Consider the following 24,800-nt stretch of genomic DNA (forward strand, 5'->3'; position numbering starts at 1 on the left):
AACGCGAAGGAGCAGGATAATGTCGAAGCCTCCGCTGACGCTCTATCTGGCCGCGCCCCGCGGGTTCTGCGCGGGGGTCGACCGGGCGATCAAGATCGTCGAGATGGCGCTGCGCAAATGGGGCGCTCCGGTCTATGTGCGCCACGAGATCGTGCACAACCGCTTCGTCGTGGACGGGCTGCGCGAAAAAGGCGCCGTCTTCGTCGAGGAACTCGACGAATGCCCGCCGGACCGGCCCGTCATCTTCAGCGCGCACGGTGTTCCCAAGGCCGTCCCGGCCGAGGCTGCGGCGCGGGAGATGGTCTATGTCGACGCGACCTGCCCATTGGTCAGCAAGGTTCACATCGAAGCGGCGCGGCATAACGAGAACGGCCTGCAGATGGTCATGATCGGGCATGCCGGCCACCCCGAGACGATCGGTACCATAGGGCAGCTGCCCGAGGGTGAAGTGCTTTTGGTGGAAACGCCGGCCGATGTCTCGGACCTTGCGCCGCGCGATCCGGAACGCCTTGCCTTCATCACCCAGACGACGCTGTCGGTCGACGACACGGCGGAGGTGGTGGCCGCGTTGAAGGCCCGCTTCCCGGCGATTGTAGGGCCGCACAAGGAAGACATCTGCTATGCCACGACCAACCGCCAGGAGGCCGTCAAGGCAATGGCGCCCGATTGCGACGCCATGCTCGTCGTGGGCGCCCCGAACTCTTCCAACTCGAAACGGCTGGTCGAGGTCGGGACGCGTGCAGGCTGCCCCTATGCGCAATTGGTGCAACGTGCGACCGATATCGATTGGCGCGCGCTTGCGGGGATCCGCTCGGTCGGGATCACGGCCGGGGCAAGTGCGCCTGAAGTGCTGATCGACGAGGTCATCGACGCCTTCCGAACCCGCTACGACGTGACTGTCGAGAAGGTCGTCACCGCCGAGGAGAACGTCGAGTTCAAGGTGCCGCGGGTCCTTCGCGAAACGGCCTGAGCCGAACGGCCGGGCGTTCGGCCGCGCGACCTTTGCCGGGCGGGACCGCGGGCGCCTCTCGCATCCGTGCCCGCAGCGGCGTGGCCATGATTACAGCGGGGCCGTTGCGTACGTTCCGGCGAACCAACGGCCGGGTCGTATTGAACCTTTTCGCCACGTCCCTCGAAGATGGCTCGCCGTATCCGGCCTACGGGTCCATTCGAGCGCATCGTGGCCCGGCGGGGGTTCCACCGGCCCAAAGCGCGTGGCATCTGACGGCCATGTTCAATGCGCGCATCCCCACCTCCGCCTTGGTGCTCGGTTTGGCCGGCGTCATCCCGTTCGCCTGGGGCCTCGTGACCATCTGGTCGGAGCCGGCTGCACGCATGACGGTCAGCCTGGCAGGTTCGCGTTTCACTGGGCCCTATGTCGGCCTGTTTTACGGGGCCGTGATCCTGGCCTTCATGTCCGGCGTGCTGTGGGGTTTCGCCACGCGGGCCGAGGGGCGAATTGCGGCGACGGGCTATGCCCTGTCGGTGCTGCCTGCGCTCTGGGCATTCTTCATGACCGGGGGCGGCCCGGAGGCGGCGGCAATTTCGCTGATGGCAGGGTTCGCGGGTCTATTGTGCCTCGACTGGCTGTTCTGGAAGTACGGGCTGGCGCCGGAATGGTGGATGAAATTGCGTCTGATCCTGACGGCCTGCGTGCTGCTGTGCCTGTTGCCGGTGGCGCTCTGATGGATCTGGTCGCCTATACGGATGGCGCCTGTTCCGGCAATCCCGGCCCCGGCGGGTGGGGGGCGCTGCTCGTCGCGTCACGGGACGGAGAGGTCATCAAGGAGCGGGAGCTGAAGGGCGGCGAGGCCGATACGACCAACAACCGGATGGAACTTCTGGCGGCGATCCATGCGCTCGAGGCGCTGGAGCGGCCGTCGTCCCTGCGCGTCGTAACCGACAGCGCCTACGTCAAAGGCGGCATCACCGCATGGCTGCACGGGTGGAAGCGGAACGGCTGGAAGACCTCGACCCGCAAGCCGGTCAAGAACGCCGATCTCTGGAAACGGCTGGACACGGCGCAGGCCCGGCATGACGTGCGGTGGGAATGGGTCAAGGGCCATGCCGGTCATCCCGAGAACGAAAGGGCCGACGCTCTGGCGCGCGCCGGGATGGCGCCTTTCAAGGCGGGGGGATGATCCTGCCGGCGCTGCTGGATCTGGCCGCGGTCCTGGTGTTCGCGGTGACGGGGGCGCTCGTGGCGGCGCGGGCGCAACTCGACCCCGTGGGATTCGTCTTCGTGGCCTGCCTGACCGCCGTGGGCGGCGGGACGATCCGGGATCTGCTTCTGGGGCGGGAGCCGGTCTTCTGGATCGAGGATCCCCTTCCGGTCGCCGTCGCGGGCGCCGCGGCTACGGCCGTTTTCTTCACGCACCATCTGCTTGCCTCGCGCCTGATGGTGTTGATCTGGCTTGACGCGATCGCGCTGTCCATCGCTGTGGCGGCGGGTGTCGGCGTGGCGCATGGATTGGGCCACCCGGTCTGGGTTCAACTGGTCATGGGCGTGGTCACCGGCTGTTTCGGCGGCTTGATGCGCGACGTCGTCGTCGGAGAGGTTCCGCTGGTGCTTCGCCAAGGCGAACTCTACGTCACGGCAGCTTTGGCAGGTGGCCTTGCGGCGGTGCTGACACGCGATCTGGTGGGCCCCGGCCCGCTGACGCAGTCAGCCTGCGTGTCGATGACATTCATCCTGCGTGCGGGGTCGATCCGATATGGCTGGCGTCTGCCGTCGTTTCGCGCCCGCCCGCCCAAGCCCTGACGTCACCCGTTGGCGACGGCGGCCTGGTCGCTTTCGCGCGGAGGACGGCCGATGACTTCGCGCAACTCGTCCAGCTCGATGAAGTTGTCCGCCTGGCGCCGCAGGTCGTCCGAGATCATCGAGGGCTGGCTGCGCAGCGTCGAACAGACCGAGACGCGCACGCCCTTGCGTTGCAGGGCCGCGACCAGCGGCAGGAAATCCCCGTCGCCGGAGAACAGCACGATATGGTCGACATGTTCCGCGGTATGCAGCGCATCAACGGTCAACTCGATATCCATGTTGCCCTTCACCTTGCGACGCCCCTGGCTGTCCGTGTATTCCTTGGCCGGCTTCGTTACCATCGTGAACCCGTTATATTGCAGCCAATCGACCAGCGGGCGAATGGGCGAATACTCCTCCGAATCCATCAGCGCCGTATAGTAGTAGGCCCGCAGCAGCTTGCCGCGGCGGACGAACTCCTGACGCAGGAGACGGTAGTCGATATCGAATGAAAGCGCTTTGGCGGCGGCATAGAGGTTAGCACCATCAATAAAGAGCGCGAGACGCTCATCGCGGTAGAACATCCTGTCATCCCTCCGGGAATGGGTCCCGGCCCTCGGAGTGCTCCCGGCGTGAACGGCCTCTTCCCTCTCGCGGGCACTGTCGATATCAATTTATGGTTACCATATTGCTGATATCTGGGCCATGACGCTACACCTTATTGCGCTGGGCGCGAATTCGGGCGTGTCGCGTTCGGCGAACGTCATGGCCCTGGCCCGCGCCGTCGCGCGGATGCCGAGCCGCGTGCAGGCCATATCACGACCCTACCGAACACCGGCCTGGCCCGACCCTTCCGACCCCGATTTCGTCAACGCGGCGCTGGCACTCTGGTCGCCCATGCCACCGGCGCATCTGTTGGATCGGCTTCATCGGATCGAGGCCCTGCAGGGCCGCGTCCGGCCGCGGCGCTGGGGGCCGCGGGTCCTGGACCTGGACCTTCTGGCGAGCGGTCGCGCGGTGCGTCCGAACGGCGCCGTGGTCCGCGCCTGGATGTCGCTGTCGCCGGTCCAGCAATCACGAAAAGTGCCCAAGCGCCTGATATTGCCGCATCCCCGCCTGGCGGAACGCGCCTTCGTCCTGCTGCCGCTGGCCGGGATCGCACCCGGTTGGCGGCATCCCCTGACGGGGCGAACCGTCCGCGCGATGGCGGCTGCGCTGCCGGCAAGCGCACGAAAGGGGGTGCGGCCGATCGGCACCCTGACCGGGGTTGTCAACAGAAAAATCCGCGCTTAGATACGGCTTTCCGACTTCCTGAGAGGTGCGACCATGGCCCGCGTGACCGTCGAAGACTGCGTCGACAAAGTTCCCAACCGGTTCGAGCTCGTGATGCTCGCCGCGCACCGTGCCCGCGAGGTGGCAACCGGCAGCCCGCTGACGGTGGATCGCGACAACGACAAGAACCCGGTCGTGGCCCTGCGCGAGATCGCCGAGGAGACGCAGAACGCCGACGACCTGCGCGAGCGTCTGATCGAATCGAACCAGACCCAGATCGAGGTCGACGAGCCGGAGGAGGACTCGATGGCCCTGCTGATGGGCGTCGAGAAGGATGCGCCGGTGCAGGACGACATGTCCGAGGAGAAGCTGCTGCGCGCGCTGATGGAGGCGCAGGGCCAGCCCTGATACGAAAGGCGCGCGCGACATGATCGAGGTCGAGGACCTGATCGCACTGGTGCGCGCCTACAATCCCCGCACCGATGCCGAGCTGATCCGGGGCGCGTACGCCTACGGGGCCGAGATGCACGCCGGCCAGACCCGCCGCTCGGGCGAACCCTATTTCACCCATCCCGTCGAGGTTGCCAGCCTCCTGACAGAGCAGCGGCTGGACGACGCGACGATCGTCACGGCGCTTCTGCATGACACGATCGAGGACACGCGCTCGACCTATGCCGAGATCGCGACCCGTTTCGGCGAAGAGATCGCGGAACTGGTCGACGGCGTCACCAAGCTGACGAATCTGGAACTGACGTCGTCGGAAACCAAGCAGGCCGAGAATTTCCGCAAGCTGTTCATGGCCATGTCCAAGGATCTGCGGGTCATCCTGGTCAAGCTGACGGACCGGCTGCACAACATGCGGACCATCCGTCACATGACGGCGCAGAAGCAGGCCCAGAAGGCGCATGAAACGATGGAGATCTACGCGCCGCTGGCCGGGCGTATGGGCATGCAGTGGATGCGCGAGGAACTGGAGGACCTGTGCTTCGCGGTCATTAACCCCGAGGCGCGCAACTCGATCCTGCGCCGGTTCGTGACGCTCCAGCGCGAATCCGGCGATGTCATTCGCCGCATCACCGACGACATCGAGGTCGAACTGGACCGCGCGGAAATCAACGCGACGGTCATGGGTCGCGCCAAGCGTCCGTTCAGCATCTGGCGCAAGATGGAGCAGAAGGAGGTCGGCTTCTCGCGCCTGTCCGACATCTACGGCTTCCGTATCGTGGTCGGGGAAGACGCGGACTGCTACCGCGCGCTCGGCGTGATCCATCGGCGTTGGCGCAGCGTGCCAGGGCGCTTCAAGGACTACATCAGCCAGCCGAAATCCAACGGATACCGTTCGATCCACACGACGGTGTCGGGCCGCGACGGCAAGCGAGTCGAGGTCCAGATCCGCACGCGTGCGATGCACGAGGTGGCCGAGAGGGGTGTGGCGGCGCATTGGTCCTATCGTGACGGCGTGCGGGCGGAGAACCCGTTCGCCGTCGACCCTGCCGACTGGCTGCGCTCGATGACCGAGCGGTTCGAGGAGGCCAGCGACCACGCCGAGTTCATGGAGGCCGTAAAGCTGGAGATGTACACCGACCAAGTGTTCTGCTTCACGCCCAAGGGCGACGTGATCAAGCTGCCGAAGGGGGCCACGCCGATCGACTTCGCCTATGCCATCCACACCCGCATCGGACACCGGACGGTGGCGGCGAAGGTCGATGGCATGCGCGTCCCCCTCTGGACCCGGTTGCGCAACGGCCAGTCGGTCGAAATCGTCACGGCCGAAGCCCAGTCGCCGCAGGTGACGTGGATCGACATCGCCACGACGGGCCGCGCCAAGTCCGCCATCCGTCGCGCCCTGAAGGCGGAGCGGCGGTCTGGCCATGTCCGCCTGGGGCGGGAGCTTGCCCGGGCGGCCTTCGCGCAGGTCGGCAAGCGGGCGACCGACAAGGCGTTGGAGACCGCGGCGAAGGCCCTGGGCTTCGATGACGACGGCGATCTGCTGGCCGCGATCGGCGCATCGGAGGTCAGCGCGCGTACCGTCGTTTCGACCCTCTATCCCGAGATCGCGCAGGCCCCGCCGGCCCCGGACGTGCCGCCCGAGCGGGCCATCGTCGGCCTGGACCCGCGGGCGCATTACGACCGCGCACCCTGCTGCCAGCCAGTCCCGGGCGAGCGTATCGTGGGCATCACCAACAAGGGACACGGCGTGACGGTCCACGCCATCGACTGCCCTCTCATGGCCGAATTCGAGGATCAGACCGACCGGTGGATCGACCTGCAGTGGTCTCCCGGCCACCACGCGCCGCGCAACGCCGTGACGCTGGATCTGACGATTTCGAACGCGCCGGGCGTTTTGGGCCGAATTTGCCTTCTGATCGCCGAACAAAACGCAAATATTTCCGATCTAAGGTTCGTGGACCGCAAGCCGGATTTCTTCAGGGTGCTGATTGACGTCGACGTGCGCGACCGCGAACATCTCCACGGGTTGATCATGGCCGCCGATACCGACAACGACGTGGCCCAGGTCCGCCGCCACCGGCAGGAACGGGTTGCCGAGGCGCTCGAGGTCTGACCGCCAGAGGAGTCCCACGTGTTCAAGCGCCGCGACAGACTGCCGATCGGCCAGGTCCTCTGGCAGGCGATCTGGCCACGCGGCGGCTGGGCGCGGGCGGCGATCTACGTCAAGCACCGATTGCGGCGCCTTCCCGACACGCCGCGCAAGATCAGTCGTGGCATTCTCGTCGGCGTGTTCACGACATTCACACCCTTCTACGGGCTGCATTTCTTCGTCGCGGCGGGGCTGGCCTTCATCGTGCGCGGCAATGTCATGGCGGCCCTTCTGGGGACGTTCTTCGGCAATCCGCTGACCTACGTTCCGATCGCCGTCGTCTCGCTGAACCTGGGTCACTGGATGCTGGGCAGTCGGATGGACCGCGAGGTGGACGAGAACATTTTCGGCAAGTTCTTCGGCGCGGGCGAGGATCTGTTCTGGAACAGCTGGTACGCGGTCACCGGGCATCCCGTCGACTGGACGGCCACGGCGATCTTCTATGACGACGTGTTTCTTCCATGGATGGTCGGGGGCATCATCCCGGGAATATTCACCGGCATCGCCGCCTATACGATATGCCTGCCCCTGATCGAGGCCTACCAGAGGCGCCGGCGCGGGGCGCTCAAGAAGAAGCTCGACGAGATCCGACGCAAGGCCGCGGCACGGGCGGCCGAGAAGAAGGCCCGCGAACAGACCAAGGCCGGTGTAGCGTCATTGAAGGAAAAAGGGCATGGATAGGCTGAGACTGGGCATCAACATCGACCATGTCGCCACGATCCGGAACGCGCGGGGTGGTGCGACGCCGGACCCGGTGCGCGCCGCGTTGGCCGCGCAGTCCGCGGGCGCCGACGGGATCACCGCCCACCTCCGCGAGGATCGGCGGCATGTGCGCGATGCCGACATGGCCGCGATCGCGGAGGCCATCGACATTCCGCTCAACTTCGAGATGGCCGCGACCGAGGAGATGTCCCGGATCGCGCAGGCCACCCGTCCGCACGCGATCTGCCTCGTCCCTGAACGTCGGGAGGAGCGGACCACCGAAGGCGGGCTGGAAGTTGCGGGCGATGCGAACCGGCTGACCGGCTTCATCGCCCCGCTGGTCGATGCCGGTGCACGGATCTCGCTCTTCGTGGCGCCCGATCCACGTCAGGTCGAGGCCGCGTTCCGGGTCGGCGCGCAGGTGGTGGAGCTGCATACCGGAACCTATTGCGACGCGGTCGCCGAAGACCGCCACGACGAGGCGGCTGCCGAGCTGGATCGGCTGGCGGCCGCCGCGAAAGCGGCCGACGAACTCGGGCTGGAGGTCCATGCGGGGCACGGCATCACCTATGACAGTGTGGGCCCCCTGGCGGCGATCCCGCAGGTGGTCGAGCTGAACATCGGGCATTTCCTGATCGGTGAGGCGGTCTTCCGCGGCCTCGACGGGGCTATCGCCGAGATGCGCCGCCTGATGGATCTGGCGAGGTCGGCGGCATGACGCGCGCCAGTTCGGCCGCGTGGCAGGGCACCGCCGCCCGATGATCCTGGGTATCGGAACGGATTTGGCCAATATTGAGCGGATGCAAGGGGTCCTCGACAGGTTCGGCGACCGCTTCCGGAACCGTGTCTTCACCGAACGCGAAAGACGCAAGGCGGCCTATCGCGGGCAGGGCGAGCTGGGCGAGGCCGCGACCTATGCCAAGCGATGGGCCGCGAAGGAAGCCTGTTCCAAGGCGCTGGGCACCGGGCTGCGCATGGGGATCGCCTGGAAGGACATGGCCGTCACCAACCTGCGCACCGGCCAGCCGGTGATGGCGGTGACCGGCTGGGCCGAGGCGCGACTGGCCCGCATGACGCCCGAGGGGCACGAGGCCCTGATCCATGTCTCGCTGACCGACGACCACCCCTGGGCCCACGCCATCGTCGTGATCGAGGCGCGACCCCGGTAAGCACCCTGACCCCGCGCCGCCCGGCCCGGTTGACAGTATCCGGGGCAGGGGGCAGGGGATGCCAAAAGGATCGGGAACATGCGCATGGCAAAGGCCGAAAAGAAGGAGGGCTTCCTGGAGACGATCAAGACCGTCGTCTGGGCGCTGCTGATCGCGGGGGTCTTCCGCACGCTGTTCTTCCAGCCGTTCTGGATTCCCTCGGGGTCGATGAAAGACACGCTGCTGATCGGCGATTTCCTGTTCGTGAACAAGATGGCCTATGGCTACAGCCGCCACTCCTGTCCGTTTTCGATGTGCCCGTTCTCGGGCCGGATACTTGGGTCCGAGCCTGCGCGCGGCGATGTCATCGTCTTTCGCCACCCGGTCAACGGAACGGATTTCATCAAGCGCCTGATCGGCCTGCCCGGCGACACCGTGCAGATGCGCGACGGCGCCCTCTATCTGAACGGCGAACCGGTGCCACGGGAAGAGGTGGACCCCTTCGTCGAGGACAAGGCCCCGCAGGGGCCGCAGCGCCTGACGCCGCGCTGTGCGAACGATCCGGTCGGACTTGGCGGCGACTGCATTAAGGAGCGGTTCGCCGAGGCGCTTCCCGGCGCCGACAAGCCCTACTCGACCCTGAATATCGGGCGGTCCAGCACCGACACAACGCCGGTCTACACGGTGCCCGAAGGACAGTATTTCTTCATGGGCGATAACCGCGACAACTCGCGCGACAGCCGGGTGCCCCGCTCGATCGGCGGGGTGGGCTTCGTGCCCTACGAGAACCTGATCGGTCGGGCCGACCGCGTGATCTTCTCGTCCGCCGGTTCACGGATGCTGTTCTTCTGGACGTGGCGCCTGGACCGCTTCTTCGAGGAGATCGTTTGAAGCTGTCGAAGCATCTGATCGCATTCCAGGCGCGGATCGGGCATGAGTTCGCCGAGCCCGACCTGCTGGTGCGTGCCATGACGCACGGGTCCATCGCGTCGGACACGCGCCCCGACAACCAGCGGCTCGAATTCCTCGGCGACCGGGTCCTGGGCCTCGTGATCGCCGAAACCTTGATGCGCGACGATCGCATGGCCGACGAGGGACAGCTCGCGCCGCGGTTCAACGCCCTCGTCCGCAAGGAGACCTGCGCCGACGTCGCGCGCGAGATCGACTTGGGCGCGGTGCTGAAGCTGGGCAAGTCCGAACAGGTGACGGGCGGTCGCCGCAAGATGGCGCTTCTGGGCGACGGGCTGGAGGCGCTGCTGGCGGCGGTCTATCTGGATGCCGGCTTGCAGACGGCACGCGAGCTGATCCTGCGTCTTTGGGGCGAACGTATCTCCACGGTCGCCGTCGACGCGCGTGATCCGAAGACCACGTTGCAGGAATGGGCGCAGGCGCGGGGCATGTCGCCGCCGGATTATCACGTCGCCGAGCGGTCCGGCCCCGACCACGCGCCGGTCTTTCGCGTCGCTGCGAAGCTGGAGGATGGGAGAGAGGCCGAGGGCCGCGCAACATCCAAGCGGGCGGCGGAACAGGCGGCGGCGCGGGCCCTGCTGGAAGGTTTGAATCATGAATGACGACATCACGCGCGCGGGCTTCGTGGCCCTGATCGGAGAGCCGAACGCCGGCAAGTCCACGCTGCTGAACCGGATGGTCGGAGCCAAGGTCTCGATCGTCACGCATAAGGTTCAGACGACGCGCGCGCGCATCCGCGGCGTCGCGATGGAGGGGCAGGCGCAGATCGTCTTCGTCGACACGCCCGGCCTGTTCCGGCCAAGGCGGAGGCTGGACCGGGCAATGGTCGCCGCGGCCTGGACCGGTGCCGCGGATGCGGATGTCGTCGTCCTGCTGGTCGAGGCGCATCGCGGCCTGACCGAAGGCGTCGAGACGATCCTGACGTCGCTTGAGGACCGGGGCGACACGGGCCAGCCTGTCATCCTGGCCATCAACAAGATCGATCGCGTCCAGGCCGACAAGCTGCTGGCCCTGACGGAGCGGCTCAACGCGCGGTTCGGCTTCGCCGCCACTTTCCTGATTTCGGCGGAGAAGGGTCATGGTGTGAGCGACCTGAGGAAGGACCTCGCCGTCCGGATGCCGGCGCATCCCTGGCTCTATCCCGAAGACCAGATCGCGGACCTTCCGGTGCGGATGATCGCGGCCGAGATCACGCGCGAGAAGCTGACCCTGCGTCTGCATCAGGAACTGCCTTATCAGATGACGGTGGAGACCGAGGCCTGGGAGGAGCGACCGGACGGATCGGTTCGGATCGACCAGGTGATCTATGTCGTCCGCGACGGTCACAAGGGGATCGTGCTGGGCCGCAAGGGCGAGACGGCCAAGGCGGTCGGCAAGGCCGCGCGGGAGGAGTTGGAGGAATTCCTGGGCCATCGGGTCCACCTGTTCCTGCAGGTGAAGGTCCGCCCGAATTGGCTGGAGGAGGCCGAGCGGTTCGACGCGATGGGCCTCGATTTCAAGGATGGCAACGCGTGACACGTCTGACGGCCGCCTTCTGGGTCGCCGCCTATCGCAAGCGGTTGGAAATGTACGGCATCCCCTGTTTCGTCGTGCGCCATGGCGACGATACCGGCGGGGCCGTCCTGATCAAGCTGAACACCCTGGACGGCGAGGCCCGGGTGTTCCAGCGGAGCTTTGACCTGATGACCGGCGAACGCGCCTGGGTCGTGTTGACGGAAGGACCGGAGCCCGGCTGCGACGAGGCCATTCGACGCCAGTCCGGGTTCGACCCCGATATCTGGGTGCTCGAGGTCGAGGATCGCGCGGGGCGGCATCTTCTGGACGAGGAGGGTCTGGCCTGATGGAATGGCGCGACGACGGCATCGTCCTTGCCGCGCGACCTCATGGCGAGACCGCCGTCATACTGGAGATGTTCACCCGCGCGCATGGGCGCCATCTGGGCGTCGTGCATGGTGGCCGGTCGCGCAAAAAGGCACCGATGCTTCAGCCGGGCAATCAACTGGACGCGGTGTGGCGGGCGCGCCTGCCGTCGCATATGGGGGGCTGGTCCCTCGAATTGCGGCGGTCGCGCGCTGCGGCGATCATGTCCGATCCCTTGCGGCTGGCGGCGCTGAACGCGGTCTGCAGTCTCGCCTCGTTCGCACTGCCCGAGCGCGAGGCGCTGCCGGCGTTCCACGAGCGTACCGAGGCGTTGTGCGACGCGATGGTGGACGGGGAGGGTTGGCTCACCGACTATGTGTTCTGGGAAATGTCGCTGCTCGAGATATCCGGTTTCCGACTGGATCTTTCGGCCTGTGCGGTCTCGGGGGGGGCGAACGATCTGGCCTTCGTCAGCCCGCGCAGTGGACGCGCCGTCAGCCGTCAGGGCGCGGGGGAATGGACATCGCGGCTGTTGCCGTTGCCCGACATGCTGATCGGGGGGGCATCCTCGCTCGAAGGGGTGCTGGCGGCACTGGACCTGACGGGGCATTTCCTCGAACGCCGCCTCGCCCCGTCCTTGGGCGACCGTCCCGTGCCGGCGGCGCGATCCCGCTTTCTGACGGCGCTGCGGGATGAGGCCTGATCGGCGCCGATCAGCGCGCGCGAAACACCATCTCCTCCATCGCGTCATTGCTGAGCAGCAGGGTGTCGCCTGCCACCTCGGCCAGGGTCATCACGCGCAGGGCGTCCAGAAACCGCGTCTCCGCCGCGAGGTCCGCGCAGGTGCGGCGGGTTGCGGTGATCCCGTCCATGTCGATCCACGGGAGCGGCGCCGACTGGTTCGCGCGGAAGGCGTTGCAGGGACCGTTGCCCGCGACTTCGCCCATTCTTGGAAAGGTCAGCGTTGCGGTCGCGGGGAAGGGTTGCCCGTTCAATTCCTTGAGTTGCCAGATCGTCTCGGGATCGACATAGCCGGAGATCGTCTCGTCCCGCTGGCAGGCCGCCAGCGCGAGGCCGAGCACGAGGAATGGCAGAGGTGCGAGATCGCCGGGCACCTGCGTCAGGACAGGAGGCGGCGCGCGACCACCTGCGCCTGGATCTCGGCCGCGCCCTCGAAGATATTCAGGATCCGCGCGTCGCAGAGCAGGCGGCTGATCGGATATTCGAGGGCGAAGCCATTGCCGCCATGGATCTGCAACCCGTTGTCGGCGGCGGCCCAGGCGGTGCGCGCCCCGAGCAGCTTCGCCATCCCGGCTTCCAGGTCGCAACGCCGGCCCGCGTCCTTCTCGGCGGCGGAGAAATAGGTAAGCTGCCGCGTCACCATGATCTCGACCGCCATCATGGCCAGCTTGTTGGCGACGCGCGGGAAGGCGATGAGCGGCTTGCCGAACTGGTTGCGCGTCTCGGCATAGGCAAGCGCCTCGTCGAGCGCGGCTTGCGCCACGCCGATGGCCCGCGCCGCCGTCTGGATGCGCGCGCTTTCGAAGGTCTGCATCAGTTGCTTGAAACCTTGCCCGGTCACGCCGCCCAACAGGTTGTCGCCCGCGACGTGGAAACCGTCGAAGGCCAGCTCGTATTCCTTCATGCCGCGATAGCCCAACACCTCGATCTCTCCGCCGGTCATGCCGTCGGTGGGGAAGGGGGCATCGTCGGTACCGGGGGTCTTCTCGGCCAGGAACATCGACAGGCCGCGATAGTCGCTGGTCGCGGGATCGGTCCGCGCCAGCAGCGTCATCATATGCGTGCGCGCGGCGTGGGTGATCCAGGTCTTGTTGCCGGTCACCGTCCAGTCGTCGCCGTCTCGCGTCGCCCGGGTCCTGAGCGCGCCGAGGTCGGACCCGGTGTTGGGTTCGGTGAAGACGGCGGTGGGCAGCGTCTCCCCCGATCCAAGGCGGGGAAGCCATTTGGCTTTCTGTTCGTCGGTCCCGCCGCCCAGGATCAGCTCGGCCGCGATTTCCGACCGGGTGCCCAGGCTGCCGACGCCGATATAGCCGCGCGACAGTTCCTCGGACACGACGCACATCGCCGCCTTGGGTAAGCCGAGGCCGCCGTACTCTTCGGGGATGGTCAGGCCGAAGACGCCCATGCCGGCCATCTCGTCGATGATCTCCATGGGGATCAACTCGTCGCGCAGGTGCCAGCCATGGGCATGCGGCCCGACCCGCTCGGTGGACCAGCGGCGGAACTGGTCGCGGATCATCTCCAGCTCGTCATCGAGGCCCGTGGCGCCGAAGGTCGCATTTGCCTTGCGATCGCGCATCAGCTCGACGAGGCGCATGCGTGCGGCCTGCGTGTTGCCTTGGTTGCAGAGCGTCATCACGGCCGACACCATCATGCCGCGTTGGTCGTCCTGCGTCAGGCCCATGTCCTGCGGGCGCAGGATTTCGCCCTGACTCATCGGCAGTCCGCCATAGACCTGCCAGAGGTATTCCCCGAAAGCGATCTGATGGATCAGCGCCTCGATCTCGCCGAACGTGCCGGTCTCGGTCAGGCCCTCGGCCCAATGCTGCATCTGCCGCAAGGCCTGCGCATAGGTGGCGACCCAGGCGAGCCCATGCGTCGCAGTCTGTTCGACCTCCATACGATCCGGATCGAGCCGCCCATCCGACCGCACGCGTTCGCCGACGGACGCCTTGGCCCGTTCGAGCAAGGTCTCCAATGCAACGACGGCATCCGAGGTCATGGCCAGAAGGTCCGGCAGAACCGCCGCGGGCTGACTTGGCAAGGCTTGACCATCATGGGGCATCGAGATCGTCCTGTCGGCTGAAATTGTTTGCAGTTGCAGCGAAACTTAGTTGCCCTGTAGCGGGTACACAAGCGCAGAAAATGACCCGTGCAGCGCGCTGGTCAGTGCGTATGCGTTAAGGGTAGGGCAGGGGATGGACGCCATCACCCCGCCCTTCTGGATACTGTCCCTGGCCGTCGCTCTCGGTGCGGGGGTTGTTAAGGGCGCGGTCGGCTTTGCGGTGCCGTTGATCATGATTTCGGGTCTGTCGACATTCCTCGAACCCCGGCTGGCGCTTGCGGGGATCCTGCTGTCGGTGCTTGCCACGAATGTCTGGCAGGTCACGCGGTACGGCGCCGTCGCGGCACGCGAGGCCGTCCAGCGGCATTGGCGGTTCTTGACGGTCGGCTTGGTGATGGTTGCCCTTACGGCTCAGACTGTCTCGGCGATCCCCGCGCGGGTCTACTATCTGCTGTTGGGCGGACCGATCGTCGGGCTTTCCCTGCTGCAGCTGTCGGGGCTCCGTCTGCGGATCCCGCCTCGCTGGCATCGTGCGGCCGATTGGGTCGGCGGGCTGATCTCGGGGACCCTCGGCGGGCTGGCGGGGATTTGGGGGCCGACGACGGCGCTTTACCTGTTGGCGATCGACACGCCCAAGCGGCGTCAGATGGTGGTGCAGGGTGTGATATACAGCGCCGCGTCTGTCGTTCTGGTGGCGGCGCATCTTCGATCAGGCATACTGGACAGGCAGACGGTCTGGTTCTCGGTCGCGCTTCTGCCGGCGGCCTTGATCGGCATGGCCGTTGGCTTTCGCATCCAGGATCGTCTGGATCAGGACCAGTTCCGCAGGCTCACGCTTCTGGTTCTCGTGCTGGCCGGGGCGAACCTGATCCGGAAAGGTCTGATCGGCTAGGACAGGAACTGGAAACAGGCTTGCTCGACCCGGCCGCGGCCCGTGTCCTCGGTCACCTCGAACGGAACGGTGACGACCGGTTCGCCGTCGATCTCGATCGCGAAGGTCCAGCGGCCCGGCACCTTTTCGTAATCCTCCTCGAACGTGAAGAGATTCAGGCTTTCCGTGCCGGCCTCGATCACGTCGTCCCACTCCTCGCGCTCGACGCCGCGGGGGCCCATCGGCGGATGGGTCACGACGACGGTGACGTCGCGCGTCGTCGCACCCGGCTTCAGCGCGGTTCGAAAACCGAAGGAGAGGTCATCCATCGTCGGCACGATGCGGTCGAGCAGGTCGAAGGACATGCCTTCCTCGATGCGGCGGATGTGGCCGGCCTCGGTCCCCGGCGCCTCGATCAGTTCGCCGCGGGCCTCGCGCGGGCAGATGATGCCCGCCTCGACCAGCCGGACCTGTGCCTGCGCGGCCGCGGCGCAGAACAGAAGCGGGATCAGGGCGGCGGTCAGCCGATGGCGCATTCCTTGACGTCCTCGTCGATGTGATCGAGGTACTTTTCGAAGTTGGCGGCGAACATGTCCACCAGCTTTTGCGCCTGTGCGTCATAGCCGTCCTTGTCCGCCCAGGTGCGGCGCGGATCGAGCAGCAGATCGGGCACGCCCTCGCAGCTTACGGGCACGTCGAACCCAAAGTTCGGGTCGCGGCGGAACTGCCCGCGCGAGAGTGCGCCCGAGAGAGCGGCCGAGAGAAGATTGCGCGTGGCCTTTATCGGCATCCGGCTGCCGGTTCCGTGCGCCCCACCGGTCCATCCGGTGTTGACCAGCCAGCAGTCGGACCCGTTCCGGGCGATCTTCTCCTTGAGCAGATTGCCGTAGATTTCGGGCCGCCGCGGCATGAAGGGCGCACCGAAGCAGGTCGAGAATGTCGGCTCCGGCTCGGTCACGCCGCGTTCGGTGCCTGCCACCTTGGAGGTGAAGCCCGACAGGAAATGATACATCGCCTGCGCCGGCGTCAGCCGCGCGATCGGGGGCAGGACGCCGAAGGCATCGCAGGTCAACATCACGACATTTCGGGGATTGCCGCCGAGCGCCGTCTGCGACGCGTTCGAGATGTAGTCGAGCGGATAGGCGCAGCGCATGTTGGCGGTGATGCTGTCGTCCTCGAAATCCAGCTCCAGCGTGTCCGGGTCGAAGACCATGTTCTCGACCACGGTGGCGAACTTGGACGTCGTCGCGAAGATTTCGGGCTCGGCCTCGGGCGACAGGCTGATCGTCTTGGCGTAGCAGCCGCCCTCAAAGTTGAAGATGCCGCGATCGGACCAGCCATGTTCGTCGTCGCCGATCAGCACACGGTCGGGCGCCGCCGAGAGGGTGGTCTTGCCCGTACCGGAAAGGCCGAAGAACACCGCCGCGTCCGTCGGCCGGCCAATGGCGTGATTGGCCGAGCAGTGCATCGGCATCACGCCCTTCTCGGGCAGGATGTAGTTGAGCAGCGTGAAGACCGATTTCTTGTTCTCGCCGGCATATTCGGTTCCGACGATCAGGATTTCCTTCGCGTCGAGGTTGAGCGCGATCATCACGTCGGACCGCCCGCCGTGGCGGTCGGGGTCGGCCTTGAAGGACGGGCAGTTGATGACCGTGTATTCCGGGTCGAACGTCCGCAACTCGGCCGCGTCGGGGCGCCGCAGCATGTGGCGGATGAAGAGACTGTGCCAAGCCAGCTCCGTTATCACGCGCACGTCGAGGCGGTGCGCCGGATCGGCGCCGCCAAAGAGGTCCTGCACGAAATAGTCGCGGCCCTTCATATGCGCCAGAACGTCTGCGCGCAGCCGGTCGTAGCTCTCTGGCAATAGCGGGGGGTTCGCCTCCCACCAGACGGTGTTTTCCGTCGCGTCGGAGCGGACGACGAACTTGTCCTTGGGCGAGCGGCCGGTGAACTTGCCCGTCGTCACAAGAAACGCACCGCCTAGGCCCAGCGTCCCCTCGCCGCGGGCAAGCGCCTCCTGAATGATCGCGGGTTCGAGGAGGTTGTAGCGCGCCGTTCCAAGCCCCTCGATGCCTTGATGTTCCAGAGTGCGTTCGGGGTTCACGCGATCAGTCATGGTCAGGCTCCTGTCGAAGGAAAGGACATGTCCGGCGGCACGTCGTTCCCTTCTGCAACGATAGCATCCAGGCCGACTCTGCGGCAGGGGTGGTTAGCGCCACCATCACCCGGCGTTAGCGCAATCTTGTGCACGTTCGACGACAGTCCCTTTACCTTGCCTTAATTGCACGCGGGCCACAGTCGAGGTCGCGAATCAGCCGATTCGCGAAATGTGTTGATCTGGACCGTGTTTTTCGGAGACGTTGGCAAAAAAAGACGGCAGTGAAAAAAACACAGGCAACCAAAGGACATTGACATGTCGCGGATCGCGCTCGTCGACGACGACAGGAACATCCTGACGTCCGTCTCCATGACCCTCGAGGCCGAAGGCTTCGAGGTTGAAACCTACAACGATGGACAGTCCGCCCTCGACGCGTTCAGCCGTCAGATGCCGGATCTCGGCGTGTTCGACATAAAGATGCCCCGCATGGACGGCATGGACCTGCTCCAGCGGCTGCGGCAGAAATCCAGTGTCCCCGTGATCTTCCTGACCTCCAAGGATGACGAGATCGACGAGGTTCTGGGCCTGCGGATGGGCGCGGACGACTACGTTCGCAAACCCTTCAGCCAGCGACTGCTGGTCGAGCGGATCCGGGCTATCCTGCGCCGGCAGGAGGCGATCGCCTCCGACGAAACCGAGACGCCCGAGGATACGCAGGTGATGGTTCGCGGCGAATTGTCGATGGATCCGCTGCGCCATGCGGTCAAATGGAAGGGGCGGGACGTCACGCTGACGGTCACCGAGTTCCTGCTCCTGCAGGCCCTGGCCCAGCGTCCGGGTTTCGTGAAATCGCGCGATCAGCTGATGGACGTGGCCTACGACGACCAAGTCTACGTGGACGATCGCACCATCGACAGCCACATCAAGCGCCTGCGCAAGAAGATGCGCTCGGCTGATCCGGAATTTTCCGCGATCGAGACGCTTTACGGCATCGGGTATCGTTACAACGAAGAATAGGCGGGGCTATAATGGCCGCCGTGACCGATCTGGACGCGACTCTCGATGCGCCCAAGCGCCGCCGCTTCCGCCGGGATCGTCCTGCCGGCGGTGGCGAGGTCGTGCTCGGCGAAGACTGGGAGCGCCCGGTCGGCAGCCTTGAAACGGAACTGAGTGCCGCACGGGAGCGGCGCGGCATGTTCTCGCTGGATCGCTCGCCACTCGCGCGCAAGATCATCCTGTTCAACCTGCTGGCCATCCTGATGCTGGTCGCGGGCGTCCTGTTCCTCAACCCCTCTCGCGACAGCCTGCTGGTTCAGCGCGAACAGGGGCTGGTGACCGAGGCGCGGTTGATCGCCGACGTGTTCGAAGCGTCGGTTCCCGACCGGGCCCCGGTGAGTCTGGCTGCCGGCGAGGGTGTCGAGGTCGACGACCGCCTGTCCGCGATCGAGCTTCCGCGAGGGGTCGAAGTCCATGTGTTCGACGTTGGCGGCAACCTGATCGCCGCGCAGATCGGCAAAGATGCGGCCGCGGAGGTCACGGGGCTGAACGCCGCCGTGCAGAAGACCACCATCATCACCTCGGCGCTGAACGGCGTTTGGGAACTTCTGTCCTCGATCTTCTCCCGGGATCCCGAGACCTTGCCCCGCCCCGTCGAGATCGCCGGAAACCTGGTCGCGCAGTCCGCGCCCGGCGAGACGGCGATCCGTGGATACGATGGCGAGGAAGGGAAGCTCTATACGGTCGTGACGCCGATTTCAGCGGGTGAGGTTCCGATGGGCACCATCGCCGTGACCACGCGCGCCGGCGAGATCGACGCGCTGGTGCGGGTCGAACGCGAACAGCTTCTCCAGATGTTCGTCATCGCGCTCCTCGTCTCGATCGGCCTCAGCCTGGTGCTCGCCTCAACGATCGCCAATCCGCTCTCGGACCTGTCCGCGGCCGCGGAACTCGGGCGCGACAAGCATGCCCGCAAGATGTCGCCGCAGCGGGTCCGCATCCCCGACCTTACAGCCCGCCCCGACGAGATCGGGCGACTGTCGGGTGCCTTGCGCGGTATGGTCGCGGCACTGTACGACCGGATCGACTCGAATGAACAGTTCGCCGCCGACGTCGCCCATGAAATCAAGAATCCGCTCGCCTCGCTGCGATCGGCGGTTGGCACGATGCGACTGGCACGCAATGACGAGCAGCGCGGACGCCTGCTCGAAGTGATCGAGCACGACGTCCGACGCCTGGATCGCCTCGTCTCCGATATCTCCAACGCCTCGCGGCTCGACAGCGAACTTGTGAAGGAGGAGGAAGAGCCCTTCGACCTCGTCAAGATGATCTCCAACCTGGGCGTCTATCACGCACAGGAGGCCGAGCTGGAGAATATCGACTTCATCACCGACCTCCCGAAGGAGCCGATCGTTATCATGGGGTTGGAAGCTCGCCTCGCGCAGGTATTCGTGAACCTGATTACGAACGCGCTGTCCTTCTGCGAGGAAGGGGACGCCGTCCGCGTCTGGATGCGGCGCCGTGAGAACCGTGTTCTGGTCGTGGTGGAGGATACCGGCCCGGGCATCCCCGAGGCCGCGCTGACCAAGGTGTTCAACCGGTTCTATTCCGAACGGCCCGTGCAGCAGTTCGGCAACCATTCCGGTCTGGGCCTCGCCATATCCAAGCAGATCGTCGAGGCCCATGGCGGCGTTATCTGGGCCGAGAACATTCGACCCACCGACATGGACATCACCTCGGAGCCGCTGGGCGCGCGGTTCGTCGTCGGCCTTCCGGTCTGAGGTCGCCGGGTGTCGGGCCCCGACCCCGCCGCCCCTTCGACGCGCATGCGGCTGACCCCGATGGGAGACGGCCGCCATTGCCTGCATGCGACCGCGGTCACCAGCGGAGGCCGGGGCCTTCTGATCCTCGGTGCGTCCGGAGCCGGCAAGAGCGGTCTCGCCGCCGAACTGGTGGCACTTGGGGGCGCGCTCATCTCCGATGATCTCGTCGTCCTGACCGATACGGGTGGCCGCCTGGTCGCGTCACGCCCAACGGGCGCCCCGCCGGCCCTGGAACTCCGGGGGATCGGGATCGTGAACACCCGCGATGCGGGGCCGCACCACCTTCATGCCGTCCTGTCCCTCGAACCCATTGCCGGGCGCCTTCCGGAACCGACGAATATCGTCATGGCTGGGCATGACCTTCCCCTGCTGCGGCACCCGGCGGCGCCGGGACTGGCGGCCAAGATCCTTCTCTGGCTGGCAGCGCGGTGATGCGACATCACGGAACCGTGCCCGCCCTAAAATCGCCCGCCCGATCGACTATGTGTGTGCCAGGAGCCACATCCCGATCATGACCCCTGCGACCGACCCCATCGACTTGATTCTCGTGACCGGCCCTTCGGGTGCGGGGCGGACGACGGCCATCCATGTGCTGGAGGACGCGGGGTTCGAGGTGATCGACAACCTGCCGCTGTCCCTCACCTCGCGTCTACTCGAGACGGGGACGGATCGCCCGCTGGCCCTCGGCCTCGACGTTCGCAATCGCGATTTCAGCGTGGACGCCCTTCTGTCTCTGGTCGCGCGTCTGCGATCGGACCCGGGGATCGCCTTACGCCTGCTCTATCTGGACTGCGCGCCCGACATTCTCGTCGCACGCTTTTCCGAGACGCGGCGGCGTCACCCGCTGGCCCCGTCCGAGGATGCGGAGACCGGCGTGCGCCGCGAGCTGTCCATCGTCAGCGGCCTGGCGGATCATGCGGATATCGTGGTCGATACGTCGTCGCTCACGGTGCACGACCTGAAGGCGGAACTGCTGCGCTGGTTCGGCGGCGACGCGCGACGGCTGGCGATCTCGGTGCAGTCCTTCAGCTACAAGCGCGGGGTTCCCCGGGGCCTCGATATCGTGCTCGACGTGCGTTTCCTGGCGAACCCGCATTGGGTGGCCGGCCTGCGGGACGGAACGGGTCGCGACGAAAACGTGCGCGCGCATGTCATGGCGGATCCGCGGTTCGACGACTTCTTCGGGCGGACCCGCGATCTGATCCTGTCGCTGTTGCCGGCCTATCGGGAGGAGGGGCGTGCCCATCTTGCCATCGGGTTCGGCTGCACGGGCGGACGCCATCGTTCGGTTGCCGTGACGGAACTCCTCGGTGAAGCCCTTGCCGAGCACGGTTGGCAGGTGTCTAAACGTCATCGGGAATTGGACCGCCGTATTTCGGGGGCGGTCGACAAGGGTCCGCAGGATCCGGACCACGGGGAATCGGCCGCATGATCGGCATCGTCATCGTCGCCCATGGCGGGCTCGCCGAGGAATATCGCCGCGCGGTCGAGCATGTGATCGGCCCGCAGGACGGTCTGCGTTCGATTTCCGTGGCGGCGACCTGCGACCGTAAGGGCAAGGAAAACGAGATCCGCGAGGCCGCCGACAGCGTCGATACGGGCGACGGCGTTGTCGTCGTCACCGACATCTTCGGCGGGTCCCCCTCCAACCTTTCGATGGGTGCCTGTACGCCGGCCGACCGGGTCATATTCTACGGGGCGAACCTGCCGGCGCTGATCAAGCTGGCACGCAGCCGCACCAAACCCCTGGCGGAGGCGCTGGCCTTGGCGAAGGCCGCCGGGACGCGTTACATGGACGTCGCACAGGGTCCGGCCGCCTGAGGGTCGTCCGAGCGCCGGGGGGACGGATGCCAACGCGAACGCTTGAGATCGTGAACGAGAAGGGGCTGCATGCCCGCGCATCGGCCAAGTTCGTCGAGACGGTCGAGCGGTTCGACGCCCGCGCCCAGGTGCGGCGAGATGGGCTGGAAGCTTCGGGCGACTCCATCATGGGCATGTTGATGCTGGCCGCCGCCCGCGGAAGCACGATCGAGGTGGAGACATCCGGGCCCGACGCCGATCCGCTGATGAAGGCGCTGGCGGAGCTGGTGGCGGATTTTTTCGGGGAAGGCATGTGACGGAGATCTCGTTCTTTCGAACGAGCCCACGGGAACGATCCGACTATCAGGCCTATGACCGCGGCAAGCTCAGCTATGCCGGGACGTTCAAGAACCCTTGGAAGGCCGGCACCATCCGGGCGTTGGAATGGATGACGGGCAAGATCCGCCTGCTGTCGCTGATCCGGCGGTTCGAGCGGGAGGGCGTGGAGACCGGACAACCATTCTTCGCCCACGCGCTGCGGGTGATGGGTATTCGCATCGACACGCCGGCGGCGCAGATCGCGCGGATCCCGCGATCGGGCCCGCTCGTCGTCGTCGCGAACCACCCGCACGGGCTTGTCGACGGAATGGTCCTGGCCGAACTCGTCGGGCGCGTGCGGCAGGACTATCGGATCCTCACCCGATCGCTGTTGACGGGCGTGCCGGAGGTCGCGGATTTCATGATCCCGGTGCCCTTCCCGCACGAGGCGGACGCCCATGCGAGGAACCTGGCGATGCGCAAGGCGGCGATGGGGCATCTGGCGGCCGGAGGGGCCGTCGTGGTCTTTCCGGCAGGCGCGGTGGCCGCGTCGGAGACGGCGTTCGGCCGGGCAGTCGAAAAACCCTGGGCACCGTTCACCGCCAACATGATCCGGCGCAGCGGCGCCAAGGTCGTCCCGATCTGTTTCGCGGGGGCGAATTCCCGCATCTACCAAATCGCGAACCGTCTCTCCGCCACGTTGCGTCAGGGCCTTCTGTTGCACGAAGTCGTCCATGCGCTCGACCAGCCCCAGGCGCCCATCGTCCGACCGGCAATCGAGCCGGAGGAATGGCATCCCCATGCGGGCAACACCCGTGCCTTCATGGATTGGCTGCGCGCGCGGACGCTTGAAGGTTAGCGGGTCGGCACCGGCGTATCGCCGCGATAGTCGTAGAAACCGCGCTGCGTCTTTCGGCCGAGCCATCCTGCCTCGACATATTTCGTCAACAGGGGGCAGGGGCGATACTTGGTGTCGGCCAGCCCGTCATGCAGAACGTTCATGATCGCCAGGCATGTGTCCAGCCCGATGAAATCGGCCAGTTCCAGCGGGCCCATCGGGTGGTTTGCCCCGAGTTTGAGCGACGTGTCGATGGACGTCACCGTGCCGACCCCTTCGTAGAGGACGTAGACCGCTTCGTTGATCATGGGCATCAGGATGCGGTTGACGATGAAGGCGGGGAAGTCTTCGGCCGTCGCCGACGTCTTTTCCAGCCGCGCGACGACGGATTGGCAGGCGGCATAGGTCGCCTCGTCGGTGGCGATGCCGCGGATCAGTTCGACCAGCTGCATGACGGGGACCGGGTTCATGAAATGGAACCCCATGAACCGTTCGGGCCGGTCGGTCCGGCTTGCCAGCCGGGTGATCGAGATGGAGGAGGTGTTCGACGTGAGGATCGTGTGATCGGCCAAGGCCGGGCCCAGTTCCGCGAAGATCGCGTGCTTGACCTCCTCCCGCTCGGTGGCCGCTTCGATGATCAGGTCGCACGGGCCGAGGTCGGTCACGGCGAGCGTCGTACGGATCCGGCCCATGGTCGCATCGCGATCGGCGGCGGAAATCTTGTCACGGCTGACCTGCCGGTCGAGGTTACGCCCGATCAGGTCCATCGCCTGGTCGAGGGCCTCTTGCCGCACGTCGGTCAGCAGCACGTCGTAGCCGGCGAGCGCGCAGACATGGGCGATGCCGTTCCCCATCTGCCCTGCGCCCACGATCCCGATGCTGCCGATTTCCATATGCCTGCCCCTGTCGATTCCGGGCGACCATAGCAGCGGCGCGGGGCGGGGCAACCAAGGCGCATGTCCGCGACAATTCGATATGAATGTCGGGTTCAACCATTCGGTAAGCGCGACTTGGGAAAACCCGAGCATGACGACGAATCGTGGTGGACCGGATATGAGCTTCGAAGGACGCGGCGCACAGCTGAACTATTATCCCTGCCGCTATGGTCGGTCGCGAACTGTCTTTCGCGGCCCGGCGGTTCCGCTGGATGACGGCTACATCGCGGTCTTGGGCGGGGCCGAGGTCTATGGACGCTTTGTCGAGGACCCGTTTTCGGATCAGATCGCCGATCGAACCGGGCGGCGGGTCGTAAACCTTGGCGTGATGAATGCGGGACTGGACGTGTTCCTGAGCGACGACGCGCTGATGCAAGTCATCTCGGGGGCGCATGCCGTGGTAATACAGGCACTTGGTGCGCAGAACATGTCGAACCGGTTCTATACCGTGCACCCCCGCCGAAACGACCGGTTCTTGCGCCCTTCGGACGCGCTTCGGATGTTGTATCGAGACGTCGATTTCAGCGATTTCACCTTCACGCGTCACATGCTGATGGCCCTGCATTCGCGCTGCCCGGACCGTTTCGCGGCCCTTCGCTCCGAGTTGGTCGAGGCATGGACGGCCCGGATGCGGACGATGCTCTCGCGTATTCCGGGGCGCCGGATCCTGCTCTCGCTCGAAAGCCATGCGGGTCGGGGGCTGGGGGCGGAGCCCTTGTTCGTGACGCCCGAAATGCTGGACGAGGTCGGGCATGGTGCCGACCGCATCGTGCGCTGCGATGTCGGCGAAATGTCGCGACGTTTCCGGCTGGAAGGGATGGTCTTCCCCGAAACCGACCGCGAAGTGGCGTCTCATTGCCTGCCGGCCCCCGTGCACGAACATCTGGCCGAACTTCTGATACCCGAGGTCGCTAGGGCGAGCGATGTCGCGGCCTGACCCCGGGTTCTGCGTCATGCCGCAGCGCATGAACGGAATGCGGCCGCCGGACAGACCGGCGGCCGCGCTTGGATGCGTCGAAAGCGAT

The 24,800-nt window shown here is 66.0% G+C and carries 30 protein-coding genes; 24 read left to right on the forward strand and 6 right to left on the reverse strand.

Annotated elements, in window-relative coordinates; translation table 11 throughout:
* Window positions 1-19 precede the first annotated feature (19 nt).
* The 4 genes from ispH to MWU52_RS17625 all read left to right on the forward strand — a co-directional run bounded on the left by ispH (window position 20) and on the right by MWU52_RS17625 (window position 2,761).
* A complete protein-coding gene (gene ispH, locus MWU52_RS17610; protein ID WP_246954480.1) occupies window positions 20-970 on the forward strand; it encodes a 4-hydroxy-3-methylbut-2-enyl diphosphate reductase in 951 nt (316 codons plus the stop codon).
* A gap of 260 nt (window positions 971-1,230) precedes the next feature.
* The gene (locus MWU52_RS17615) at window positions 1,231-1,686 is read left to right on the forward strand and encodes a DUF3429 domain-containing protein (protein WP_246954481.1); all 456 of its coding nucleotides are present in this window, start codon (window positions 1,231-1,233) and stop codon (window positions 1,684-1,686) included.
* Window positions 1,683-2,141, forward strand: a complete 459-nt coding sequence (rnhA, locus tag MWU52_RS17620; RefSeq protein WP_246954671.1) for a ribonuclease HI — start codon at window positions 1,683-1,685, stop codon at window positions 2,139-2,141. Before MWU52_RS17615 ends, rnhA begins: the two co-directional genes overlap by 4 nt.
* Entirely contained in the window at window positions 2,138-2,761 is a 624-nt protein-coding gene (locus tag MWU52_RS17625; RefSeq protein ID WP_246954483.1) for a trimeric intracellular cation channel family protein, read from the forward strand. The genes rnhA and MWU52_RS17625 overlap by 4 nt, the downstream gene beginning before the upstream one ends.
* A 2-nt stretch (window positions 2,762-2,763) precedes the next feature.
* Here the strand turns inward: MWU52_RS17625 and MWU52_RS17630 are convergent, their stop codons facing one another.
* The gene (locus MWU52_RS17630; protein WP_246954485.1) at window positions 2,764-3,324 is read right to left on the reverse strand and encodes an NYN domain-containing protein; all 561 of its coding nucleotides are present in this window, start codon (window positions 3,322-3,324) and stop codon (window positions 2,764-2,766) included.
* Between the two features lie 121 nt (window positions 3,325-3,445).
* On the opposite strand from MWU52_RS17630, the gene folK reads away from it, so the two are divergent.
* The 11 genes from folK (at window position 3,446) to recO (ending at window position 11,993) form a co-directional block, all read left to right on the forward strand.
* The gene (gene folK / locus MWU52_RS17635; protein ID WP_246954488.1) at window positions 3,446-4,033 is read left to right on the forward strand and encodes a 2-amino-4-hydroxy-6-hydroxymethyldihydropteridine diphosphokinase; all 588 of its coding nucleotides are present in this window, start codon (window positions 3,446-3,448) and stop codon (window positions 4,031-4,033) included.
* A gap of 33 nt (window positions 4,034-4,066) precedes the next feature.
* Entirely contained in the window at window positions 4,067-4,420 is a 354-nt protein-coding gene (rpoZ, locus tag MWU52_RS17640; protein ID WP_246954491.1) for a DNA-directed RNA polymerase subunit omega, read from the forward strand.
* A 19-nt stretch (window positions 4,421-4,439) separates the two neighbouring features.
* Complete coding sequence (locus MWU52_RS17645; protein ID WP_246954493.1) at window positions 4,440-6,575, forward strand: bifunctional (p)ppGpp synthetase/guanosine-3',5'-bis(diphosphate) 3'-pyrophosphohydrolase; 2,136 nt, start codon at window positions 4,440-4,442, stop codon at window positions 6,573-6,575.
* A gap of 18 nt (window positions 6,576-6,593) precedes the next feature.
* Window positions 6,594-7,292: a DUF2062 domain-containing protein gene (locus tag MWU52_RS17650; protein ID WP_246954495.1), complete on the forward strand. Its 699-nt coding sequence runs from the start codon at window positions 6,594-6,596 to the stop codon at window positions 7,290-7,292.
* On the forward strand, window positions 7,285-8,031 hold the full coding sequence (locus tag MWU52_RS17655; protein WP_246954497.1) for a pyridoxine 5'-phosphate synthase: 747 nt from the start codon (window positions 7,285-7,287) through the stop codon (window positions 8,029-8,031). Before MWU52_RS17650 ends, MWU52_RS17655 begins: the two co-directional genes overlap by 8 nt.
* A 40-nt stretch (window positions 8,032-8,071) precedes the next feature.
* A complete protein-coding gene (gene acpS / locus MWU52_RS17660) occupies window positions 8,072-8,482 on the forward strand; it encodes a holo-ACP synthase (protein ID WP_246954673.1) in 411 nt (136 codons plus the stop codon).
* Between the two features lie 84 nt (window positions 8,483-8,566).
* Entirely contained in the window at window positions 8,567-9,352 is a 786-nt protein-coding gene (gene lepB, locus MWU52_RS17665) for a signal peptidase I (RefSeq protein WP_246954499.1), read from the forward strand.
* On the forward strand, window positions 9,349-10,032 hold the full coding sequence (gene rnc, locus MWU52_RS17670) for a ribonuclease III (RefSeq protein ID WP_246954502.1): 684 nt from the start codon (window positions 9,349-9,351) through the stop codon (window positions 10,030-10,032). The genes lepB and rnc overlap by 4 nt, the downstream gene beginning before the upstream one ends.
* Window positions 10,025-10,945 carry a GTPase Era gene (gene era, locus MWU52_RS17675; RefSeq protein ID WP_246954505.1) on the forward strand — a complete coding sequence of 307 codons (921 nt, stop codon included), beginning with the start codon at window positions 10,025-10,027 and terminating at the stop codon, window positions 10,943-10,945. Before rnc ends, era begins: the two co-directional genes overlap by 8 nt.
* Complete coding sequence (locus tag MWU52_RS17680) at window positions 10,942-11,271, forward strand: DUF1491 family protein (RefSeq protein WP_246954507.1); 330 nt, start codon at window positions 10,942-10,944, stop codon at window positions 11,269-11,271. Before era ends, MWU52_RS17680 begins: the two co-directional genes overlap by 4 nt.
* Window positions 11,271-11,993 (forward strand): DNA repair protein RecO, encoded by a 723-nt coding sequence (recO, locus tag MWU52_RS17685; protein ID WP_246954509.1) that lies wholly within the window; start codon window positions 11,271-11,273, stop codon window positions 11,991-11,993. Before MWU52_RS17680 ends, recO begins: the two co-directional genes overlap by 1 nt.
* Before the next feature lie 10 nt (window positions 11,994-12,003).
* Here recO and MWU52_RS17690 read toward each other — a convergent pair whose 3' ends face one another.
* Window positions 12,004-12,405, reverse strand: coding sequence for an META domain-containing protein (locus MWU52_RS17690; RefSeq protein WP_246954510.1), 402 nt, complete (start codon window positions 12,403-12,405; stop codon window positions 12,004-12,006).
* A gap of 5 nt (window positions 12,406-12,410) precedes the next feature.
* A complete protein-coding gene (locus MWU52_RS17695) occupies window positions 12,411-14,096 on the reverse strand; it encodes an acyl-CoA dehydrogenase family protein (RefSeq protein ID WP_246954512.1) in 1,686 nt (561 codons plus the stop codon).
* 133 nt (window positions 14,097-14,229) lie between these two features.
* Here MWU52_RS17695 and MWU52_RS17700 point away from each other — a divergent pair, with 133 nt between their 5' ends.
* A complete protein-coding gene (locus MWU52_RS17700; RefSeq protein WP_246954514.1) occupies window positions 14,230-14,988 on the forward strand; it encodes a sulfite exporter TauE/SafE family protein in 759 nt (252 codons plus the stop codon).
* Here the strand turns inward: MWU52_RS17700 and MWU52_RS17705 are convergent.
* Both MWU52_RS17705 and MWU52_RS17710 read right to left on the reverse strand, forming a co-directional pair.
* Window positions 14,985-15,503, reverse strand: coding sequence for a DUF3859 domain-containing protein (locus MWU52_RS17705; protein ID WP_246954517.1), 519 nt, complete (start codon window positions 15,501-15,503; stop codon window positions 14,985-14,987). The two genes, MWU52_RS17700 and MWU52_RS17705, sit on opposite strands and share 4 nt — an antisense overlap.
* Window positions 15,488-17,083, reverse strand: a complete 1,596-nt coding sequence (locus MWU52_RS17710) for a phosphoenolpyruvate carboxykinase (RefSeq protein ID WP_246954519.1) — start codon at window positions 17,081-17,083, stop codon at window positions 15,488-15,490. Before MWU52_RS17710 ends, MWU52_RS17705 begins: the two co-directional genes overlap by 16 nt.
* 297 nt (window positions 17,084-17,380) lie before the next feature.
* On the opposite strand from MWU52_RS17710, the gene MWU52_RS17715 reads away from it, so the two are divergent.
* The 7 genes from MWU52_RS17715 (at window position 17,381) to MWU52_RS17745 (ending at window position 22,861) form a co-directional block, all read left to right on the forward strand.
* On the forward strand, window positions 17,381-18,082 hold the full coding sequence (locus MWU52_RS17715; RefSeq protein WP_246954522.1) for a response regulator transcription factor: 702 nt from the start codon (window positions 17,381-17,383) through the stop codon (window positions 18,080-18,082).
* A gap of 11 nt (window positions 18,083-18,093) precedes the next feature.
* Window positions 18,094-19,842 (forward strand): sensor histidine kinase, encoded by a 1,749-nt coding sequence (locus tag MWU52_RS17720; RefSeq protein WP_246954524.1) that lies wholly within the window; start codon window positions 18,094-18,096, stop codon window positions 19,840-19,842.
* 45 nt (window positions 19,843-19,887) lie between these two features.
* Complete coding sequence (locus tag MWU52_RS17725) at window positions 19,888-20,316, forward strand: serine kinase (RefSeq protein ID WP_246954526.1); 429 nt, start codon at window positions 19,888-19,890, stop codon at window positions 20,314-20,316.
* A gap of 79 nt (window positions 20,317-20,395) precedes the next feature.
* Window positions 20,396-21,316 carry an RNase adapter RapZ gene (gene rapZ, locus MWU52_RS17730; RefSeq protein WP_246954529.1) on the forward strand — a complete coding sequence of 307 codons (921 nt, stop codon included), beginning with the start codon at window positions 20,396-20,398 and terminating at the stop codon, window positions 21,314-21,316.
* Window positions 21,313-21,705 carry a PTS fructose transporter subunit IIA gene (locus tag MWU52_RS17735; protein WP_246954531.1) on the forward strand — a complete coding sequence of 131 codons (393 nt, stop codon included), beginning with the start codon at window positions 21,313-21,315 and terminating at the stop codon, window positions 21,703-21,705. The genes rapZ and MWU52_RS17735 overlap by 4 nt, the downstream gene beginning before the upstream one ends.
* A gap of 26 nt (window positions 21,706-21,731) precedes the next feature.
* Window positions 21,732-22,001, forward strand: coding sequence for an HPr family phosphocarrier protein (locus MWU52_RS17740; RefSeq protein ID WP_246954533.1), 270 nt, complete (start codon window positions 21,732-21,734; stop codon window positions 21,999-22,001).
* Window positions 21,998-22,861, forward strand: a complete 864-nt coding sequence (locus tag MWU52_RS17745) for a lysophospholipid acyltransferase family protein (protein WP_246954535.1) — start codon at window positions 21,998-22,000, stop codon at window positions 22,859-22,861. The genes MWU52_RS17740 and MWU52_RS17745 overlap by 4 nt, the downstream gene beginning before the upstream one ends.
* Here MWU52_RS17745 and MWU52_RS17750 read toward each other — a convergent pair.
* Window positions 22,858-23,733, reverse strand: coding sequence for a 3-hydroxybutyryl-CoA dehydrogenase (locus MWU52_RS17750; protein ID WP_246954539.1), 876 nt, complete (start codon window positions 23,731-23,733; stop codon window positions 22,858-22,860). The genes MWU52_RS17745 and MWU52_RS17750 overlap by 4 nt on opposite strands.
* Before the next feature lie 160 nt (window positions 23,734-23,893).
* Between MWU52_RS17750 and MWU52_RS17755 the strand changes: the two genes are divergently transcribed.
* On the forward strand, window positions 23,894-24,712 hold the full coding sequence (locus tag MWU52_RS17755; protein ID WP_246954542.1) for a DUF6473 family protein: 819 nt from the start codon (window positions 23,894-23,896) through the stop codon (window positions 24,710-24,712).
* Window positions 24,713-24,800 lie beyond the last annotated feature (88 nt).

This window comes from Jannaschia sp. S6380 (assembly GCF_023015695.1).
In the GTDB taxonomy this organism is placed as follows: domain Bacteria; phylum Pseudomonadota; class Alphaproteobacteria; order Rhodobacterales; family Rhodobacteraceae; genus Jannaschia.

Bases quoted from the DNA above. Each gene is read 5' to 3' on its own strand.
- ispH (WP_246954480.1), top strand. From the start codon at position 20: ATGTCGAAGCCTCCGCTGACGCTCTATCTGGCCGCGCCCCGCGGGTTC.
- MWU52_RS17615 (WP_246954481.1), top strand. From the start codon at position 1,231: ATGTTCAATGCGCGCATCCCCACCTCCGCCTTGGTGCTCGGTTTGGCC.
- MWU52_RS17625 (WP_246954483.1), top strand. From the start codon at position 2,138: ATGATCCTGCCGGCGCTGCTGGATCTGGCCGCGGTCCTGGTGTTCGCG.
- MWU52_RS17630 (WP_246954485.1), bottom strand. From the start codon at position 3,324: ATGTTCTACCGCGATGAGCGTCTCGCGCTCTTTATTGATGGTGCTAAC.
- folK (WP_246954488.1), top strand. From the start codon at position 3,446: ATGACGCTACACCTTATTGCGCTGGGCGCGAATTCGGGCGTGTCGCGT.
- rpoZ (WP_246954491.1), top strand. From the start codon at position 4,067: ATGGCCCGCGTGACCGTCGAAGACTGCGTCGACAAAGTTCCCAACCGG.
- MWU52_RS17645 (WP_246954493.1), top strand. From the start codon at position 4,440: ATGATCGAGGTCGAGGACCTGATCGCACTGGTGCGCGCCTACAATCCC.
- MWU52_RS17655 (WP_246954497.1), top strand. From the start codon at position 7,285: ATGGATAGGCTGAGACTGGGCATCAACATCGACCATGTCGCCACGATC.
- acpS (WP_246954673.1), top strand. From the start codon at position 8,072: ATGATCCTGGGTATCGGAACGGATTTGGCCAATATTGAGCGGATGCAA.
- lepB (WP_246954499.1), top strand. From the start codon at position 8,567: ATGGCAAAGGCCGAAAAGAAGGAGGGCTTCCTGGAGACGATCAAGACC.
- era (WP_246954505.1), top strand. From the start codon at position 10,025: ATGAATGACGACATCACGCGCGCGGGCTTCGTGGCCCTGATCGGAGAG.
- recO (WP_246954509.1), top strand. From the start codon at position 11,271: ATGGAATGGCGCGACGACGGCATCGTCCTTGCCGCGCGACCTCATGGC.
- MWU52_RS17695 (WP_246954512.1), bottom strand. From the start codon at position 14,096: ATGCCCCATGATGGTCAAGCCTTGCCAAGTCAGCCCGCGGCGGTTCTG.
- MWU52_RS17700 (WP_246954514.1), top strand. From the start codon at position 14,230: ATGGACGCCATCACCCCGCCCTTCTGGATACTGTCCCTGGCCGTCGCT.
- MWU52_RS17705 (WP_246954517.1), bottom strand. From the start codon at position 15,503: ATGCGCCATCGGCTGACCGCCGCCCTGATCCCGCTTCTGTTCTGCGCC.
- MWU52_RS17710 (WP_246954519.1), bottom strand. From the start codon at position 17,083: ATGACTGATCGCGTGAACCCCGAACGCACTCTGGAACATCAAGGCATC.
- MWU52_RS17715 (WP_246954522.1), top strand. From the start codon at position 17,381: ATGTCGCGGATCGCGCTCGTCGACGACGACAGGAACATCCTGACGTCC.
- MWU52_RS17720 (WP_246954524.1), top strand. From the start codon at position 18,094: ATGGCCGCCGTGACCGATCTGGACGCGACTCTCGATGCGCCCAAGCGC.
- MWU52_RS17725 (WP_246954526.1), top strand. From the start codon at position 19,888: ATGCGGCTGACCCCGATGGGAGACGGCCGCCATTGCCTGCATGCGACC.
- rapZ (WP_246954529.1), top strand. From the start codon at position 20,396: ATGACCCCTGCGACCGACCCCATCGACTTGATTCTCGTGACCGGCCCT.
- MWU52_RS17735 (WP_246954531.1), top strand. From the start codon at position 21,313: ATGATCGGCATCGTCATCGTCGCCCATGGCGGGCTCGCCGAGGAATAT.
- MWU52_RS17740 (WP_246954533.1), top strand. From the start codon at position 21,732: ATGCCAACGCGAACGCTTGAGATCGTGAACGAGAAGGGGCTGCATGCC.
- MWU52_RS17750 (WP_246954539.1), bottom strand. From the start codon at position 23,733: ATGGAAATCGGCAGCATCGGGATCGTGGGCGCAGGGCAGATGGGGAAC.
- MWU52_RS17755 (WP_246954542.1), top strand. From the start codon at position 23,894: ATGAGCTTCGAAGGACGCGGCGCACAGCTGAACTATTATCCCTGCCGC.